A 17,384-nucleotide genomic window follows, 5' to 3' on the forward strand; every position below is an offset into this window, starting at 1 on the left:
GATAAAACCAGTCTTTCTAAAGGTCCCGGCCGAAATAAATACGCCGGACCCGCAAGGTCCGGCGTGTGTAAATTCATAATCATTTACTGATAATCGAAGATATCGATCCATTTCATAAGGAAATCTTGTTCCATCGTATGTTTCTTTGTAAGCTGTGCTGCCGCAACGATCGGAAGCCACTGCTGTACGTACTGTTTTGCCGTATCGCTCTTCCTGCAGAACAGATCCATGTATTTGTCAGCGAGCTTCTGATCCTTCAGTGCAAACAGAAGGTAGGTCATGGCTGCATCCGCACTTGCGTTTCCCTGTGTGGCATGAGCCCAGTCAACCACATAGAGGGATCCGTCTTCTCCTACGATCACGTTGCTTGGATTGAAATCACCATGGCATACTTTGTGATGCTTTGGCATGCTGTCCAGTCTTGTCAGGAGTTCATATCTGGTCGTAGCATCCACCACATCTTTCAGACTGTTGATCTGGCGGTTCAGTTTGTCTTTGAGTTTTCCTAAAAGCGGTGCTGTCTTGCTGTGAATCTCAAGCTGAAGATCCACAAACTGCTCCATGTACTCGTCCATCTTATCCGGATTTTCCTGCATCAGCTCTTCGAGTGTCTTTCCCTCTTTATAATCAATGACAAGTGCCCATTTTCCATCAATTTCATTTACACTTTTTACCTTTGGAATATTTAACCCTGTCGCCTCGACTCTTGCCTGATTGAGCGCTTCATTAAATACATCTTCCTTTGGATGAGATGGTTCAAAAACTTTCGCGATCCCCTCGTCGCAACGGTATACTTTTTTGTATGGGCGTTCTACGATTACATTTTCCAGTTTCATAAGATTACCTCCTGTCTGTCAAAACTGATCTTCGATTTATCCTTATTATACCATAACATTCTTATATTGGTAAATTTTTTAACAAACTTTTCGTTATTTTATATATTGACTGCACATTTTATACGATTTTTTTACAAAATATGCAAGGTGCGCAATTCCTGCCACACCTTGCATATGAAGTACGAATATCATTTAGTTGCCGTAGTAGGATTTCAGGTAAAGCTCTTTGATTTCGCTCATCAGCGGGTATCTCGGGTTTGCTCCTGTACACTGGTCATTGAATGCCTGTTCTACCATTTCGTCCAGTGTAGCGAGGAAGTCTTCTTCCTTGATGCCCCATTCTTTGATCGTTTTCGGAATTCCGATTGCTTTCTTTAATTCTTCCAGTTTTTCACAGAATAATTCTACTGTCTCTGCATCATCTTTGCCGCAGATTCCTGCAAATCTTGCCGCCTCAGCATATCTTGCCTGAGCGTGCGGATACTGGTACTGTGAGAATGTTCCCATCTTAACCGGTACTTCTGCAGCATTGTAGCGGATTACGTTTGTCAGAAGCAGCGCATTTGCCACACCGTGCGGAATGTGGTGGAACGCACCAAGTTTGTGAGCCATGGAGTGGTTCAGTCCAAGGAATGCGTTGGCGAATGCCATACCTGCCATACAGGAAGCGTTTGCCATCTTCTCTCTCGCAATCGGGTCTGCTGCTCCCTTTTCGTAAGCTGCCGGAAGGTAATCAAATACTGTCTTGATTGCCTTTAATGCAAGACCGTCTGTATATTCTGTAGCCATGATGGATACATATGCCTCGATCGCATGTGTCATAACGTCGATACCGGATGCACTTGTCAGTCCTTTCGGCTGTGTCATCATGTTGTCAACATCAACGATCGCCATGTTTGGAAGTAATTCGTAGTCAGCCAGAGGCCATTTTACACCTGTGTCAGCGTCTGTGATGATCGCGAACGGTGTCACCTCGGAACCTGTACCTGAAGAAGTCGGGATTGCTACAAAGTAAGCTTTCTCTCCCATCTTAGGGAATTTGTAAACTCTCTTCCGGATATCCATGAAGTCCATAGCCATGTCTTCAAAGTTTGCTTCCGGATGTTCATACATTACCCACATGATCTTTGCTGCGTCCATTGCGGATCCGCCGCCGAGTGCGATAATTGTATCCGGCTCGAATGCTCTCATCTGGTCTGTACCTTTGAGTGCGCACTGTAAAGTCGGGTCAGGTGCCACTTCGTAGAAGCATGTATGCTGAATTCCCATCTCATCGAGTTTCTCTTCGATCGGTTTTACATAACCATTTTTGTATAAGAATGTATCAGTAACGATAAATGCTTTCTTCTTGTGCATCTCTGTTCCGAGCTCGTCGAGAGCCACCGGCATACATCCTTTTTTAAAGTAAACTTTTTCAGGTGTTCTGAACCAAAGCATATTCTCTCTCCTCTCGGCAACTGTCTTAATGTTGATCAGATGTTTCACTCCTACGTTTTCGGATACGGAGTTGCCTCCCCAGGATCCACATCCAAGTGTCAGAGATGGAGCAAGTTTGAAGTTGTATAAATCACCGATACCACCCTGGGAAGAAGGTGTGTTGATCAGGATACGGCAGGTCTTCATTGCTGCAGCATGTTTAGCCATTTTTTCTTTCTCTGCTGTATTGATGTACAGGGAAGAAGTATGTCCATATCCACCGTCTGCAACAAGCTGCTCTGCCTTTGCGATAGCCTCGTCAAATGTCTTCGCTTTATACATTGCAAGTACCGGAGAAAGTTTCTCATGAGCAAATTCTTCAGAGATATCTACGGATTCTACTTCACCGATCAGGATCTTTGTATTTTCAGGAACGTCTACTCCTGCAAGTTTTGCAATTGTGAATGCGCTCTGTCCTACGATCTTCGCATTCAGGGCACCGTTGATAATGATCGTTTTTCTTACTTTTTCGATCTCATCCTTCTTTAAGAAGTAGCATCCGCGATAAGCGAATTCTTTCTTTACTTCTTCGTATACACTCTCCAGAACAGTTACGGACTGTTCAGAAGCACAGATCATACCGTTATCAAACGTTTTAGAATGAATGATGGAGTTTACAGCAAGTTTGATGTCTGCTGTCTCATCAATAATTGCCGGTGTATTTCCTGCACCTACTCCAAGTGCCGGTTTTCCGGAGGAGTATGCAGCTTTTACCATTCCAGGGCCGCCTGTAGCGAGGATAATATCAGCATCTCTCATGACTTCATTTGTCAGTTCCAGAGACGGAACATCGATCCATCCGATAATGCCTTCCGGAGCACCTGCTTTGACAGCTGCGTCAAGCACAACTTTGGCTGCCGCAATCGTACATGCTTTTGCACGTGGATGCGGGCTGATAATGATTGCATTTCTTGTCTTTAACGCAATCAGTGTCTTGAAGATTGCTGTAGATGTCGGGTTTGTCGTAGGAATAACAGCGGCAATCAGACCGATTGGCTCTGCAATCTTTTTGATTCCGTATGCCGTGTCTTCTTCGATCACACCGCATGTCTTTGTATTTTTATATGCATTGTAAATATATTCAGCCGCATAGTGATTTTTAATAATCTTATCTTCGACAACGCCCATTCCGGTTTCTTCCACTGCCATCTTTGCCAGCGGGATACGAGCCTTGTTAGCTGCCATTGCTGCTTCAAAAAAGATCTTATCGACCTGTTCCTGTGTAAAAGTAGCAAATACCTTCTGAGCTTCTTTCATTGCTTTGATTTTTTCAATAAGAGCTTCCACATTGTCAATAATTGCTGGTGCTTCTTTTTTCTTTGTCGCCATGCTTATCTTCCTCCTAAACTCTAAAACGTTTTTATCGTTTCACTGTGCTTAGTATAGTTCATCGTTAATTATTTGTCAATTCATTTTTGATAATTTTTTAACGAAGAAAACTCTTTCTACTTTTTGCATAAACGAATGCCTGATTTTATGATTGTCTTCGTCATTTTTCCGATTACTTTATGACTGTAAACTCATTTCTAAAACATAAAAAACGGCTTTCCATAAAAGGAAAACCGTTTATGTTCTCAATATTAAACTAACTCGATGAATACTTCCATCGCAGCGTCACCTTTACGCTGTCCGATCTTTACGATTCTTGTGTAACCACCGTTACGTCCTTCGTATTTCGGAGCGATCTCTGTGAATAATTTTTCAACAAGATCTACTTCCTTCGGAGCTTTCTTCTTTCCGTCTACAACTTCTTTAACCGGAACGAGAACTTTCAGCATCTGGCGGCGTGCATGCAGTCTGGATGGAAGATCTTTTTTGATCTTCTTCTCAACTTCATCGTAAACGGTTACTTTCTTTCCGTCTACAACTTCTTTCACGCGCTTTCCGTCAGCATCTTTACGTGCAACTTTTGCTGTTACAGTTACTTCTTCGAAGTTATCTTTTTCTTTTACAGCCATTGCAATCAGACCTTCAGCGATTTTGCGGATTTCTTTCGCTTTCGCTTCTGTTGTTCTGATTCTTCCATGATTTAAAAGAGCTGTAACCTGATTTCTTAACAGAGCCTTTCTTAAATCACTTCTTCTTCCAAGCTTTCTATACTTTGCCATTGTTCTTTTCCTCCATTATTTACATCTGATTATGCATCTTCGGGCTTACTAGTCAAATGCCCTGCCGCGCACATCGGGCTTACCGGCAGGAAATTATCTTATTCTCTATTCCTCTCCCTGGCTGAGTTCGAGGCCGAGTTCTTTCAATTTTGCTAACACTTCTTCTAAAGACTTACGTCCCAGATTACGTACTTTCATCATATCCTCAGGAGTTCTGTTTGTCAGCTCTTCCACGGTATTGATTCCAGCTCTCTTCAGGCAGTTGTAAGAACGAACAGAAAGTTCCAGCTCATCGATACTCATCTCAAGAACTTTTTCTTTCTCATCATCTTCTTTTTCGATCATCACTTCAGCAGCCTGAGCCACTTCGGAGAGATCAATAAAGAGCTTCAGATGTTCGTTTAACACTTTTGCCGCAAGGCTGACTGCCTCATCCGGAAGCAGGGTACCGTTTGTATATACATCCAGCGTCAGCTTATCGTAGTCTGTAATCTGTCCGACACGAGTATTCTGTACAGTCAGATTTACACGCTCTACAGGAGTGTAGATAGAATCAATCGGGATCACGCCGATCGGAAGATCTTCCTTCTTGTTCTTATCCGAGCTTACATAACCTCTTCCTTTTGTGATGGTCAGCTCCATGTAAAGCTTGCTGTCTGCTCCACCGTTCAGTGTAGCAATGACAACATCCGGATTCATGATTTCAATATCAGAATCCACCTGAATATCAGCGCCTGTTACAACGCCTTCTCCTTCAAATTCGATATAAGCTGTTTTTGGTTCGTCTGTTTCTGAAGTGTTTTTAATCGCCAATGTCTTCAGATTCATGATAATCTCAGTAACGTCTTCCTTCACTCCCGGAATGGAACTGAATTCATGAAGTACACCATCGATCTTTACCTGGCTAATTGCAGCTCCAGGCAGAGAGGACAGCATAATTCTTCTCAGACTGTTTCCGAGTGTTGTTCCGTAGCCTCTTTCCAGCGGCTCCACAACAAATCTGCCGTATCTTTTATCTTCTGACATTTCTGTGATTTCGATATTCGGTTTATTAAAATCAAACACTATAAGTTCCCTCCTGCTATCAGCACGTTTTACGGGTTATTATTTAGAATATAATTCGACGATCAGCATTTCATCAACCGGTACATCGATCTCATCGCGTGTCGGAAGTTCCTTTACTGTTCCTTTTAAGCTTTCTGCATCTACATCTAACCATGCCGGTACAAGACGTCCTGCTGTTACCTCAAGGATATCTTTATATCTCTGAGAACCTTTGCATTTCTCTTTGATTTCGATTACATCACCGGCCTTTACAAGGTAGGACGGAATATTCACCTGCTTGCCGTTTACGAGTACGTGCTTGTGATCAACGATCTGTCTTGCTTCGCGTCTTGTTCTGGCAAATCCCATACGGAAGATGATGTTGTCAAGACGTGTTTCAAGAAGGATCATCAGGTTTGTACCTGTCATACCGTTCATCTGTTTTGCTCTCTTGTAGTAGTTACGGAACGGTTTTTCTAATACGCCGTAGATGAATTTTGCTTTCTGCTTTTCACGTAACTGAAGTGCATACTCGCTCATTTTTCTATTAGATCTTTTTAACTGTCTTTTGGACTTTTTATCAATTCCTAAATAAATCGGATCCATTCCGAGGGAACGGCATCTTTTCAGAACCGGAACTCTATTTACTGCCATGCTCTTTTCCTCCTAATTAGACTCTTCTACGTTTTGGTGGGCGGCAACCATTGTGTGGTACCGGAGTTACATCTTTGATGCTTGTTACATCAATTCCGCATGCCTGAAGCGCACGGATTGCTGCTTCTCTTCCTGAACCTGGTCCCTTTACCATAACGTCTACTGATTTCAGACCATGTACTAATGCTGCCTTAGCTGCTGTCTCAGCTGCCATCTGTGCTGCATATGGAGTAGATTTCCTTGAACCTCTAAATCCCAGACCGCCGGCACTTGCCCATGATAAAGCATTTCCCTGTGCATCTGTCAGAGTAACGATTGTGTTATTGAAAGATGACTGAATATGTGCCTGTCCATGTTCAACGTTTTTCTTGACACGTTTTTTTGTTACTTTCTTTGCAACTTTCTTTGCCATTTAAACTAACCTACTTTCTTGAATATTGTGTACTATTTCTTCTTATTTGCTACTGTTCTCTTCGGACCTTTTCTTGTTCTGGCATTTGTCTTTGTCTTCTGTCCACGAACCGGAAGTCCTTTTCTATGACGGATTCCTCTGTAGCATCCGATTTCCTGTAATCTCTTGATGTTCATAGCGATCTCTCTTCTAAGATCACCTTCAACAACCTGAGTTTCATCGATAACAGAGCTGATTCTCTTAACTTCTTCGTCTGTCAGATCTCTGCATCTTGTGTCAGGATTTACTCCTGCTTCTGTTAAGATACGGTTGGAACTTACTCTTCCGATTCCGTAGATGTAAGTCAGACCGATTTCTACACGTTTGTCTCTTGGTAAGTCAACACCTGCAATACGAGCCATACTTGTTTTCCTCCATTTTTACATGTTTTGTTTCATATTGTCTTTAACTGGGGCATACCGTATTTGACGGAATACTGATGTGCCCAGGCATATCCGGTATGTTAAATATGCCCTTTCCGGCAACCTTTGGGTTCATGACTGCCGGTATTAGAAGCAATATACAATGGCCCATCCTGCGGTGCCTTGTATATTTAAAATAGCGCTACACACCGCCTGGCGTGTCACACTATCAGCCGCCTAATTCATGTTCCAAATCACTGCTTTGTCAGCCTGATTAGCCCTGACGCTGTTTGTGCTTCGGATTTTCGCAGATAATTCTGATACTGCCTTTTCTCTTGATAACTTTGCATTTTTCGCAAATCGGTTTTACTGATGATCTAACCTTCATGTCAAATCCTCCTTTCATACCTTGTAAACCTACTGTTGCTGCCGTTTGTGCGGACTTCGCCCACGAACGGCATCTAATATTATAGTTTTTCTCTCTTCAAAAGTCAATACTTTTTTTATTTATCTCTCCAGATAATTCTTCCTTTAGATAAATCATACGGTGAAAGCTCCAGAGTTACTTTGTCACCCGGTAAGATTTTGATAAAATTCATGCGGAGCTTTCCACTGATGTGTGCAAGCACCTGGTGTCCGTTTTCCAGTTCTACCTGGAACATTGCGTTTGGCAGTTTCTCAACAACAGTTCCTTCAATTTCGATTACGTCAGCCTTTGACATGCTGTTCCTCCTTTTTGAATCCCTTTTACATGTGTTCTTTCTGATATTTTTTTATGAATGAACGGATGGAAATATCCGTCATTTCCTTCTCTTCCAGCTTTTCTTTGATCAGCTGGACATGCATGACTTTTTTTGCTTTCGGCCTCTCCATAGTCCGGATCTTCCCGTCCGAAAGCAGAAGCATCTGATCTCTTTCTTCTATTATAATATAAAGCTTTCCTTTGTCATGCCCTGCAAGTGATCTCACAAGCATTCCCGGTTCATAACTTAACATCTAAGTCTCCTCTTTGCCCTCTTCCTCCGACAATGTCAAAATTTTCGGTTCTCCCTCTGTAATCAGAATGGTATTTTCATAGTGTGCGGAAGGTTTCCTGTCTTTTGTCACCACAGTCCAGCCATCCCTCATCCATTTGACATCCGCTGTCCCAAGATTAATCATCGGTTCAACCGCAAGGGTCATTCCTGCCTTCAGCCTCAGTCCTCTGCGCGGCATTGCGAAGTTTGGAATCTGGGGATCTTCATGCAGCTTCGTTCCGATCCCGTGGCCGCAAAGTTCCCTGACAACTCCATACCCGAAATATCCGGCATATGTTCCGATTGCGCGGGAAATATCATATAAATGATAACCCTCTTTTGCATATTTCATACCTTCAAAGAAACTTTGCCTCGTCACTTCCACGAGTTTTCTGACTTCTTCTCCCGCATCTCCCAGTATGTGCGTCCTGGCAGCATCGGAATGATAGCCTTTGTAAATAACCCCTGCATCCAGAGAAACGATATCTCCTTCTCTTATGATTCTGTGCCGGTCCGGAATTCCATGTACGACTTCCTCATTGACAGATACACAGATCGAAGCCGGATATCCATTATAACCGAGGAAGGAGGGAGTGCATCCGTAACTTCGGATGATCTCCTCCCCCAGATGATCAATATCAGCGGTTGACATCCCCGGCCGGATTCCCTTTCCAAGCTCCCTGTGAACTTCTCCAAGAATTCTTCCGGCTTCCGTCATCAACTCTATCTCGCGGGCTGATTTGATTTTCACGGACATTTTTATTCTCCAAGAATTTTTACAATTGCTGCGAATACGTCGTCAATGTCGACTGTTCCGTCTACTTCACGCAGAATACCTGCATTGTTGTAGTAGTCAATCAGCGGCTGTGTCTGCTCATGGTATACGTTCAGGCGCTTCTGAACTGTTTCCGGTTTGTCGTCATCTCTCAAAATCAGCTCTTTACCGCAAACATCGCAGATATTCTCCTGTTTCGGCGCAGCATAGACAATATGGTATGTAGCTCCACATCCGACACACGCTCTTCTTCCGCCCATACGGTTTACAATATTCTCATCCGGAACATCTACATCAATTGCATAATCCATTTTTTCACCAAGTGCGGCAAGTGCCTTGTCAAGAGCCTCTGCCTGCGGAATTGTACGCGGAAATCCGTCGAGTACATATCCGTTTTTGCAGTCATCCTGCTTTACACGGTCAATTACAAGATCTACTGTCAGTTCGTCCGGCACAAGAAGTCCCTGATCCATGTATTCTTTTGCTTTTTTTCCAAGTTCTGTTCCCTCTTTAATATTTGCCCGGAAAATGTCTCCCGTGGAAATGTGAGGAATCTGGTATTTTGCTGCGATCTTCTTTGCCTGGGTTCCTTTACCTGCCCCCGGTGCACCTAACATAATTACTTTCATACTGCGTACCTCCATATTATCTCTTTATAGAACTTTAACTCGCGAAAAAATTTTCCGCGAGCTAAAATCATCAGGTATTTAAAAATCCTTTGTAATTACGAACAAGCATCATGGATTCGACTTTCTTGATTGTTTCCAGAACGACACCTACGATAATAATCATGGATGTTCCTCCGAAAGAAACATTTGCACCGAATACTCCGTTGAAGAAGAACGGAATAATCTGTACAATTACAAGACCGCACGCTCCGATGAAAATGATATAATTCAGGATCTTTGTCAAATATTCGACCGTCGGTTTTCCTGGTCTGATACCAAGGATAAAACCTCCGCTTTTTTTCATATTGTTTGCAATTTCCATCGGATTGAATGTAATACTCGTATAGAAATATGCAAAAAATACTGTCAGGAGGATATATACGATTAATCCCCATGAATACTGAAGATTTGATGGATCACACCAGTTGTTTGAATTCAGGCCTCTCAGTATTTCACTTCCGATACCGTCCCCGTCTCCTTTTCCAAGGAAAGAAGCGATAACAATAGGGAACTGCATCAGAGAAGATGCGAAGATAACCGGGATTACTCCTGCTGTGTTAACCTTCAGTGGAATATTGGTAGACTGCCCGCCTATTGTTTTTCTTCCGACAACCTTCTGAGAATACTGTACCGGAATCTTCCGAACCGCATCCTGCAGAATGATAACAAAAACAATCACTACAAGCAGAATCAACAGGATAATAACAGCCGCGAGAGCTGCATTAGCAAGACTTTTACCGCTTATAAACTGACTGTATAACGTCACGAAGTCCTGTGGAATTCTGGAGAGAATGTTGATCAGAAGTACGATGGAAATACCGTTTCCAACACCTTTTTCTGTAATACGTTCACCAATCCACATCAACAAAGTAGAACCGGCTGTCAGTGTCATGATGACAACAGCTGCATTCACAAAATTAAACTCTACAAGAAGACCCTGACGTCCAAATCCGATTGCCATTGCAGCAGACTCGATTAATGCGAGCGCAACTGTAAGATAACGCGTAATCGCCGTCATCTTCTTTCTTCCTTCTTCTCCTTCTTTCTGGAGCTCTTCCAACTTCGGAATCGCAATTGTAAGAAGCTGAACGATAATTGAGGAAGTGATGTACGGCGTAATGCTCAACGCAAAAACGGACATCTGGGTAAAGGAACCTCCGGTAAATGCATCAAAAAAGTTAAATGCATCTCCGGTCTGGCTCGCAAAAAAGTTCTGGATGTATGTCGGATCCACCCCCGGTGTCGGGAGTTCGGATCCGAGTCTTACAACAATCAGCATCAAAAATGTGAAGAACAGTCTCTGTCTGATCTCTTCAACCTGAAATGCCCTACGGACTGTCTGAAGCAATTAGATCACCTCTGCTTTTCCACCAAGAGCCTCAATTTTAGCTTTTGCGCCTTCGCTGAAAGCATTAGCCTGAACTGTAAGCTTTTTGGTTAACTCTCCATTTCCAAGAATCTTAACGCCGTCTTTCGGGTTCTTAATGATTCCTTTTTCGATTAAAGCTGCTACTGAAACAACTGCATCATTTTCAAATGCTTCTAATGCGCTTACATTGATACCAACGATTTCCTTTGTGTTTCTGTTTGTGAAACCTCTCTTCGGAATACGTCTGTATAATGGCATCTGTCCACCTTCAAATCCCGGTCTTGTTGCTCCGGAACGTGCTTTCTGACCTTTGTGTCCTTTTCCGGCTGTCTTACCATTTCCAGATCCGTGTCCACGGCCTCTTCTGAAATTATCGCTGTGTTTTGAACCATCAGCTGGTCTTAAATTTGATAAGTCCATTATGACACCTCCTTATCTGATATTAAGCTTCTTCTTCCACTTTTACTAAATGTCTTACCTGCTGTACCATACCTCTTGTTGCAGCATTGTCCGGAAGTACAACTGTTTTGTGCATCTTCTTTAAACCTAATGCTTCAACTGTTTTTTTATGCTTCGGAATGGCACCGATTGTTGATTTCACTAATGTGATTTTCAAATTTGCCATGTTAACCGTCCTCCTTAGCCTACGATCTCTTCAATAGATTTGCCGCGAAGTCTTGCAACGTCCTCCGGTGTCTTTACATTCTTCAGGCCGTTCAGAGTAGCGAGTACTACGTTCTGTTTGTTGTTGGAACCTAAAGATTTTGTACGGATATTCTTGATTCCTGCCATCTCGATCACGGCACGGGCCGGACCGCCGGCAATAACTCCGGTACCTTCCGGAGCGTTTTTCAGAAGTACTGTTGCGCTTCCGAATTTTCCATACATATCATGAGTGATACTTTCTTCATCATTCAGTGCAACTGTGATGATGTTTTTCATTGCGTCTTCTTTTCCTTTGCGGATTGCTTCCGGAATTTCTGCCGCTTTACCTAAACCTGCACCAACATGGCCTTTTCCATCGCCGACAACTACTAAAGCTGTGAATCTGAAGTGACGGCCACCTTTAACAACTTTGGTTACACGTTTAATTGATACTACTTTTTCATTTAACTCTAACTGACTAGCATCAATGTGATTACGTCTCATCTGTGTTTTCCTCCTCAACTTCTAGAATTCCAGTCCAGCTTCTCTAGCTGCGTCTGCTAATGCTTTGACTTTTCCCTGATATATAAAGCCGCCTCTGTCAAAGACAACTTCCTTGATTCCCTTTTCCAGAGCTTTCTTAGCAATAACCGTTCCAAGATATGCTGCTGCTTCTACATTGTTGGTTTTTTCCAGTTCTGCTTTCACGTCCTTCTGAAGAGTGGAAGCTGATACCAGAGTGTTTCCAACTGTATCATCGATGATCTGAGCATACATATGATTGTTGCTTCTGAATACAGCAAGACGTGGTCTTTCAGCTGTACCGCTGAAACGGTTGCGTAACTTTCTATGCTTGTTTAAACGAACTTCGCTTCTTGATTTTTTGCTAACCATTTTCACACTCTCCTTACTTATTTCTTACCAGTTTTACCAACTTTACGTCTGATAACTTCATCAGCATACTTGATACCTTTGCCCTTGTAAGGTTCCGGTCTTCTCTTGTCTCTGATTTCAGCTGCGTATTGGCCAACTTTTTCTTTGCTGATACCTTTAACAATGATTTTGTTCTGTCCTTCAAGTACAGTTTCAATTCCTTCCGGATCTTCCATCTCTACCGGATGAGAGTATCCAAGGCTTAATGTAAGTTTCTTTCCGGCTTTTGCCGCTCTGTAACCAACACCGTTTACTTCAAGAACTTTCTGGTATCCTTCAGTTACACCGATCACCATGTTGTTGATCAGCGTTCTTGTAAGACCATGTAAAGATTTCATTTTCTTTAAGTCGTTCGGTCTTGTAACCACGATTGTATTGTCTTCTTTTTTGATTTCCATTTCAACTGGAAGTTCTCTTACGAGAGTTCCTTTTGGACCTGTTACAGTCACTTTATTGTTCTCTGCAATTTCTACAGTTACTCCTTCCGGGATTGCAACCGGAAGTCTTCCGATACGTGACATAACGTATACCTCCTACACTTAAATTTTCGGAACGGACCTGATCCGCTCTGTTTTCAGTTTCATGGGGATCATATCCCTATATACATGCCTCGCTCCGTGCGCCTAAGCTCAAACTTCGCCTGCGGCTCGTTTTCGCTAACGCTTGGGAGCAGCCTTCACACTAACCTCGCACTGCGCTTGCGCTTGTGCTCGCCAAGTGTTCAGTGCTTACCATACGAAGCAGAGTACTTCTCCGCCAACACCGAGTTTTCTTGCTTCTTTGTCTGTTACTACACCCTGGTTTGTGGAGATGATTGCTGTTCCAAGTCCACCAAGTACTTTCGGGAGCTCTTCCTTGCCTGCGTATACACGAAGACCCGGTTTAGAGATTCTCTTTAATCCTGTAATAACTTTTTCGTTCTTATCAGCGCCGTATTTTAATGTAATTCTGATTGTTTTGAAGCTTCCTTCATCAATCAGATCATATTTTGTAATATATCCTTCGTTTACAAGGATGTCTGCGATAGCGACTTTCATTTTGGAAGCCGGTACATCTACTGTATCATGTTTTGCAGTGTTTGCGTTACGAATTCTTGTAAGCATATCTGCGATTGGATCACTCATAGTCATTTTCAATTTCCTCCTTATGGAATGGTTCATTTTGTTTCCTGACTGCGGATATCCTTTTTCAAGGAGTTCTCCGGAACATGCCGGAGAGCAGCCTTTCGCCCCGCACATCCCGGTCAGGGATGAGCGTAAAGCAGTTAACGGGCCTACCAGCTTGCTTTCTTTACTCCCGGAATTTCTCCTTTGTAAGCTAATTCACGGAAGCAGATACGGCAAATACCATATTTTCTTAAATATGCATGCGGACGGCCGCAGATTTTACAGCGATTGTATTCTCTTGTGGAGAATTTCTGTTTGCGCTGCTGTTTGATTTTCATTGCTGTCTTTGCCATGATTTTCCTCCTTTACTACTTTGCGAATGGCATGTTGAACTGTTTCAGTAATTCACGAGCTTCTTCGTCTGTCTTTGCAGTTGTTACGAAGATTACGTCCATACCGCGAACTTTGTCAACCTTATCGTATTCGATTTCCGGGAAAATCAGCTGTTCTTTGATTCCAAGGGCATAATTTCCTCTTCCGTCAAATGCGTTCGGATTTACACCTCTGAAGTCACGTACACGAGGAAGTGCAAGGTTGATCAGACGATCAACGAACTCGTACATTTTTTCACCTCTTAATGTAACTTTACATCCGATCGGCATACCCTCTCTGATTTTGAAGTTAGCCACGGACTTTTTAGCCTTTGTTGTAACTGCTTTCTGACCTGTGATTGTCTCCATGTCAGCAATAGCAGATTCCAGAAGTTTGTGGTTTTCTTTAGCTTCACCTACGCCCATGTTGATAACAACTTTGTCGAGCTTCGGTACTTCCATAATGTTTTTATATCCAAATTTCTTGATCAGAGCGTCTACGATCTCGTTCTGATACTGTTCTTTTAATCTACTCAAAGCGCTGGACCTCCTTTCTCGAATTAATCAATCACTTCGCCTGTTGATTTAGCGTAACGTACTTTCTTGTCTCCGTCCATCTTGAAACCTACTCTTGTAGCTTTTCCCTTGTGAACGTACATTACGTTAGATGCATCAATAGGTCCTTCCTGATGGATGATGCCGCCTTCCTGATTAGAAGCACTTGGTTTTGTGTGCTTTGTCAGCATGTTGACACCCTCTACCAGAACTCTTCCGTTCTTTCTGTCAACGGAAATTACTTTGCCTTCTTTGTCTTTATCTTTTCCAGCGATAACTTTAACAGTGTCGCCTTTTTTAATTTTCATAGTTGACATTCTCAGGTACCTCCTTATAATACTTCCGGAGCCAGAGATACGATCTTCATGAACTGTTTCTCACGAAGTTCTCTCGCAACTGGTCCAAAAATACGAGTTCCTCTTGGGTTCTTGTCGTCTCTGATAATAACAGCAGCATTTTCATCGAATTTGATGTAGGAACCATCTTTACGACGTGCGCCTTTTACTGTACGAACAACGACAGCCTTTACAACGTCACCTTTTTTAACAACGCCGCCTGGTGTTGCGTCTTTAACAGAAGCAACGATCACATCTCCGATATTTGCATATCTTCTTGTAGAACCGCCCATAACACGGATACAAAGTAATTCTTTAGCACCTGTGTTATCTGCTACTTTTAATCTGCTTTCTTGCTGAATCATGCAGGTAACCTCCTTATATTCTGCTCCATCGTGAAATTATTTCACTTTTTCCATTATTTCCACAAGTCTCCATCTCTTGTCCTTGGACAGCGGTCTTGTTTCCATAACTTTTACTTTATCTCCAATGTTGCATTCGTTGTTTTCGTCATGTGCTTTTAATTTGTAAGTTCTCTTCACGATTTTGTTGTAAAGCGGGTGTTTCACATGGTCTTCAACTGCAACTACGATTGTTTTGTCCATTTTGTCGCTGACAACCTTACCAACTCTTGTTTTTCTCAGGTTTCTTTCCACGTTCATTCCCTCCTTACTCAGCCTTTGCCATCTCAGTCATCACTGTCTGGATTCTGGCAATATTCTTTCTTACTTCTTTGATCCTGCTTGTATTTTCAAGCTGATTCGTTGCGTTCTGGAATCTCAGGTTGAAGAGTTCCTTTTTAGCAGCTACTAATTCTTCATTCAATTCTGAAACTGATTTTTTTCTTAAATCTTCTACAAATGCATTAATTTTCACTGTTATCACCGCCTTCTAAGTCTGCGCGAGAAACGATTTTACATTTACAAGGTAATTTGTGCATTGCAAGACGCAGCGCTTCACGTGCAACTTCTTCCGGTACTCCGGAAAGTTCGAACATAACACGTCCTGGTTTTACAACTGCTACCCAGTATTCAAGAGTACCTTTTCCGGAACCCATACGCGTTTCAGCTGGTTTCGTAGTTACAGGTTTATCTGGGAAAATCTTGATCCAGACTTTACCACCACGTTTGATATAACGAGTCATAGCAACACGGGCAGCTTCGATCTGGTTGGAACGGATCCAGCAAGGTTCCATTGCCACAAGACCATATTCACCGTTAGTAATCTTATTTCCGCGTAAAGCCTTACCTCTCATGGAGCCACGGAACTGTTTACGACGTTTTACTCTTTTTGGCATTAACATTATTTATCGCTCCCTTCCTGATTAGCCTTTGTTGGAAGAACTTCGCCTTTGTATACCCAGACTTTCACACCTACTTTTCCGTAAGTTGTGTCTGCCTCAGCGAATCCATAGTCAATGTCTGCACGAAGTGTCTGAAGCGGAATTGTTCCTTCGCTGTAGAACTCTGTACGAGCCATATCAGCTCCGCCAAGACGTCCGGAAACGGATGTTTTCACACCAAGCGCTCCTGCCTTCATTGTTCTGCTCATGCAGGACTTCATAGCACGTCTGAAAGAAATACGGTTTTCAAGCTGAAGTGCGATGTTTTCAGCAACGAGCTGAGCGTCTCTGTCCGGTTTCTTTACTTCTTTGATGTCAACGATAACTTTCTTATCTGTCATCTTCTGAAGTTCTGCTTTCACTTTCTCGATTTCAGAACCGCCTTTACCGATTACCACACCCGGTTTTGCTGTGTAAACGATGATTTTTACACGGTCAGATGCTCTTTCGATCTCGATCTTTGCGATTCCGGCACTGTATAATTTATTTTTAAGAAATTTTCTGATTTTGTGGTCTTCAACCAGATTGTCGCCGAAGTCTTTTTCTGCATACCATCTGGAATCCCAGTCTTTGATGATACCGACTCTCAATCCGTGTGGATTAACCTTCTGTCCCATGATTGCCCTCCTTATCTTTCATCTAACACAAGTGTAATGTGGCTCATTCTCTTTTCGATTCTGTAAGCTCTACCCTGTGCTCTTGGTCTGATACGTTTCATTGTAGGTCCTTTGTTCGCATAGCATTCTGCGATGTAAAGGTTTTCTGGTGACATACCGTTATTGTTTTCAGCGTTTGCGATTGCTGATTCTAATAATTTCTTAATCAAGCTGGAAGCATATCTTGGGTTGTATGTTAAAATTCCAAGTGCTGTTGTTACATCCTTACCTCTGATGGCATCTAATACGAAGCATGCTTTCTGAACAGAGACTCTTGCGTAGGATAACTTAGCTGATGGTCTTGTGTCTTTGTTCGCATTTCTTTCTCTTTTAATCTGAGATCTATGTCCCTTAGCCATGGATGAACCCTCCTTTCGAATACACGTTTATTATCTTACTCTGGATTTCTTTTCGTCTTTTCCATGTCCTCTGTATGTTCTTGTTGCAACAAACTCTCCAAGTTTGTGTCCAACCATATCTTCTGTGATATATACCGGGACATGTTTTCTTCCGTCATGAACGGCGATTGTATGACCGATCATCATCGGGAAAATTGTAGAACGGCGGGACCATGTCTTGATAACAGACTTGTCTCCGGATTCGTTCATAGCTTCTACTTTTTTCAGTAAACTCGCATCTGCGAATGGTCCTTTTTTAAGTGAACGAGCCATTAGGTTTAACC

29 protein-coding genes are annotated in these 17,384 nt (G+C 42.6%); all 29 read right to left on the reverse strand.

Annotated elements, in window-relative coordinates; genetic code table 11:
• Positions 1–83: 83 nt before the first annotated feature.
• Entirely contained in the window at positions 84–836 is a 753-nt protein-coding gene (locus Selli1_RS07850; protein WP_087168660.1) for a phosphotransferase family protein, read from the reverse strand.
• 192 nt (positions 837–1,028) lie between these two features.
• A complete protein-coding gene (gene adhE, locus Selli1_RS07855) occupies positions 1,029–3,641 on the reverse strand; it encodes a bifunctional acetaldehyde-CoA/alcohol dehydrogenase (protein WP_281845759.1) in 2,613 nt (870 codons plus the stop codon).
• Positions 3,642–3,892: 251 nt separating this feature from the next.
• A complete protein-coding gene (locus tag Selli1_RS07860) occupies positions 3,893–4,420 on the reverse strand; it encodes a bL17 family ribosomal protein (protein ID WP_087168662.1) in 528 nt (175 codons plus the stop codon).
• Positions 4,421–4,525: 105 nt separating this feature from the next.
• Complete coding sequence (locus Selli1_RS07865) at positions 4,526–5,485, reverse strand: DNA-directed RNA polymerase subunit alpha (RefSeq protein ID WP_087168663.1); 960 nt, start codon at positions 5,483–5,485, stop codon at positions 4,526–4,528.
• Between the two features lie 39 nt (positions 5,486–5,524).
• The gene (rpsD, locus tag Selli1_RS07870; protein WP_087168664.1) at positions 5,525–6,118 is read right to left on the reverse strand and encodes a 30S ribosomal protein S4; all 594 of its coding nucleotides are present in this window, start codon (positions 6,116–6,118) and stop codon (positions 5,525–5,527) included.
• 16 nt (positions 6,119–6,134) lie between these two features.
• Entirely contained in the window at positions 6,135–6,530 is a 396-nt protein-coding gene (gene rpsK / locus Selli1_RS07875; protein ID WP_024731877.1) for a 30S ribosomal protein S11, read from the reverse strand.
• Positions 6,531–6,562: 32 nt separating this feature from the next.
• Positions 6,563–6,931: a 30S ribosomal protein S13 gene (rpsM, locus tag Selli1_RS07880; protein ID WP_087168665.1), complete on the reverse strand. Its 369-nt coding sequence runs from the start codon at positions 6,929–6,931 to the stop codon at positions 6,563–6,565.
• Positions 6,932–7,205: 274 nt separating this feature from the next.
• Positions 7,206–7,319 carry a 50S ribosomal protein L36 gene (gene rpmJ / locus Selli1_RS07885; RefSeq protein WP_003022746.1) on the reverse strand — a complete coding sequence of 38 codons (114 nt, stop codon included), beginning with the start codon at positions 7,317–7,319 and terminating at the stop codon, positions 7,206–7,208.
• A 115-nt stretch (positions 7,320–7,434) separates the two neighbouring features.
• Positions 7,435–7,653 (reverse strand): translation initiation factor IF-1, encoded by a 219-nt coding sequence (gene infA, locus Selli1_RS07890; RefSeq protein ID WP_004607275.1) that lies wholly within the window; start codon positions 7,651–7,653, stop codon positions 7,435–7,437.
• A 25-nt stretch (positions 7,654–7,678) separates the two neighbouring features.
• Entirely contained in the window at positions 7,679–7,927 is a 249-nt protein-coding gene (locus Selli1_RS07895; protein WP_118636487.1) for a KOW domain-containing RNA-binding protein, read from the reverse strand.
• Complete coding sequence (gene map, locus Selli1_RS07900) at positions 7,928–8,704, reverse strand: type I methionyl aminopeptidase (protein ID WP_087254951.1); 777 nt, start codon at positions 8,702–8,704, stop codon at positions 7,928–7,930.
• Positions 8,705–8,706: 2 nt separating this feature from the next.
• Positions 8,707–9,351: an adenylate kinase gene (locus Selli1_RS07905; protein WP_087168668.1), complete on the reverse strand. Its 645-nt coding sequence runs from the start codon at positions 9,349–9,351 to the stop codon at positions 8,707–8,709.
• Between the two features lie 70 nt (positions 9,352–9,421).
• Complete coding sequence (gene secY, locus Selli1_RS07910; protein ID WP_138373562.1) at positions 9,422–10,738, reverse strand: preprotein translocase subunit SecY; 1,317 nt, start codon at positions 10,736–10,738, stop codon at positions 9,422–9,424.
• A complete protein-coding gene (gene rplO, locus Selli1_RS07915) occupies positions 10,739–11,179 on the reverse strand; it encodes a 50S ribosomal protein L15 (protein WP_087168670.1) in 441 nt (146 codons plus the stop codon).
• A gap of 22 nt (positions 11,180–11,201) precedes the next feature.
• Complete coding sequence (gene rpmD / locus Selli1_RS07920; protein ID WP_024731870.1) at positions 11,202–11,384, reverse strand: 50S ribosomal protein L30; 183 nt, start codon at positions 11,382–11,384, stop codon at positions 11,202–11,204.
• A 14-nt stretch (positions 11,385–11,398) separates the two neighbouring features.
• The gene (gene rpsE / locus Selli1_RS07925; protein WP_087168671.1) at positions 11,399–11,908 is read right to left on the reverse strand and encodes a 30S ribosomal protein S5; all 510 of its coding nucleotides are present in this window, start codon (positions 11,906–11,908) and stop codon (positions 11,399–11,401) included.
• Positions 11,909–11,929: 21 nt separating this feature from the next.
• The gene (rplR, locus tag Selli1_RS07930; protein ID WP_087168672.1) at positions 11,930–12,298 is read right to left on the reverse strand and encodes a 50S ribosomal protein L18; all 369 of its coding nucleotides are present in this window, start codon (positions 12,296–12,298) and stop codon (positions 11,930–11,932) included.
• Positions 12,299–12,315: 17 nt separating this feature from the next.
• Positions 12,316–12,858, reverse strand: coding sequence for a 50S ribosomal protein L6 (rplF, locus tag Selli1_RS07935; protein WP_087168673.1), 543 nt, complete (start codon positions 12,856–12,858; stop codon positions 12,316–12,318).
• Positions 12,859–13,065: 207 nt separating this feature from the next.
• Complete coding sequence (gene rpsH / locus Selli1_RS07940) at positions 13,066–13,467, reverse strand: 30S ribosomal protein S8 (protein WP_087168674.1); 402 nt, start codon at positions 13,465–13,467, stop codon at positions 13,066–13,068.
• Positions 13,468–13,610: 143 nt separating this feature from the next.
• Positions 13,611–13,796: a type Z 30S ribosomal protein S14 gene (locus Selli1_RS07945; RefSeq protein WP_024731865.1), complete on the reverse strand. Its 186-nt coding sequence runs from the start codon at positions 13,794–13,796 to the stop codon at positions 13,611–13,613.
• A gap of 15 nt (positions 13,797–13,811) precedes the next feature.
• Entirely contained in the window at positions 13,812–14,351 is a 540-nt protein-coding gene (gene rplE, locus Selli1_RS07950; RefSeq protein ID WP_087168675.1) for a 50S ribosomal protein L5, read from the reverse strand.
• Between the two features lie 23 nt (positions 14,352–14,374).
• Positions 14,375–14,686, reverse strand: a complete 312-nt coding sequence (gene rplX, locus Selli1_RS07955) for a 50S ribosomal protein L24 (RefSeq protein WP_087168676.1) — start codon at positions 14,684–14,686, stop codon at positions 14,375–14,377.
• 14 nt (positions 14,687–14,700) lie between these two features.
• The gene (gene rplN / locus Selli1_RS07960; RefSeq protein ID WP_087168677.1) at positions 14,701–15,069 is read right to left on the reverse strand and encodes a 50S ribosomal protein L14; all 369 of its coding nucleotides are present in this window, start codon (positions 15,067–15,069) and stop codon (positions 14,701–14,703) included.
• Positions 15,070–15,105: 36 nt separating this feature from the next.
• Positions 15,106–15,360, reverse strand: coding sequence for a 30S ribosomal protein S17 (gene rpsQ / locus Selli1_RS07965; protein WP_087168721.1), 255 nt, complete (start codon positions 15,358–15,360; stop codon positions 15,106–15,108).
• 13 nt (positions 15,361–15,373) lie between these two features.
• Positions 15,374–15,580 carry a 50S ribosomal protein L29 gene (rpmC, locus tag Selli1_RS07970; RefSeq protein WP_087168678.1) on the reverse strand — a complete coding sequence of 69 codons (207 nt, stop codon included), beginning with the start codon at positions 15,578–15,580 and terminating at the stop codon, positions 15,374–15,376.
• Positions 15,570–16,007, reverse strand: a complete 438-nt coding sequence (gene rplP, locus Selli1_RS07975) for a 50S ribosomal protein L16 (protein WP_087168679.1) — start codon at positions 16,005–16,007, stop codon at positions 15,570–15,572. The genes rpmC and rplP overlap by 11 nt, the downstream gene beginning before the upstream one ends.
• Positions 16,007–16,663: a 30S ribosomal protein S3 gene (gene rpsC, locus Selli1_RS07980; RefSeq protein ID WP_087168680.1), complete on the reverse strand. Its 657-nt coding sequence runs from the start codon at positions 16,661–16,663 to the stop codon at positions 16,007–16,009. Before rpsC ends, rplP begins: the two co-directional genes overlap by 1 nt.
• Before the next feature lie 11 nt (positions 16,664–16,674).
• Positions 16,675–17,061 carry a 50S ribosomal protein L22 gene (gene rplV, locus Selli1_RS07985; protein WP_048620766.1) on the reverse strand — a complete coding sequence of 129 codons (387 nt, stop codon included), beginning with the start codon at positions 17,059–17,061 and terminating at the stop codon, positions 16,675–16,677.
• Positions 17,062–17,091: 30 nt separating this feature from the next.
• A complete protein-coding gene (gene rpsS, locus Selli1_RS07990) occupies positions 17,092–17,373 on the reverse strand; it encodes a 30S ribosomal protein S19 (protein WP_024731856.1) in 282 nt (93 codons plus the stop codon).
• Between the last annotated feature and the right edge of the window lie 11 nt (positions 17,374–17,384).

Origin of the sequence: Sellimonas catena, assembly GCF_027924685.1 — a bacterium.
Classification (GTDB): Bacteria; Bacillota; Clostridia; order Lachnospirales; family Lachnospiraceae; genus Sellimonas; species Sellimonas catena.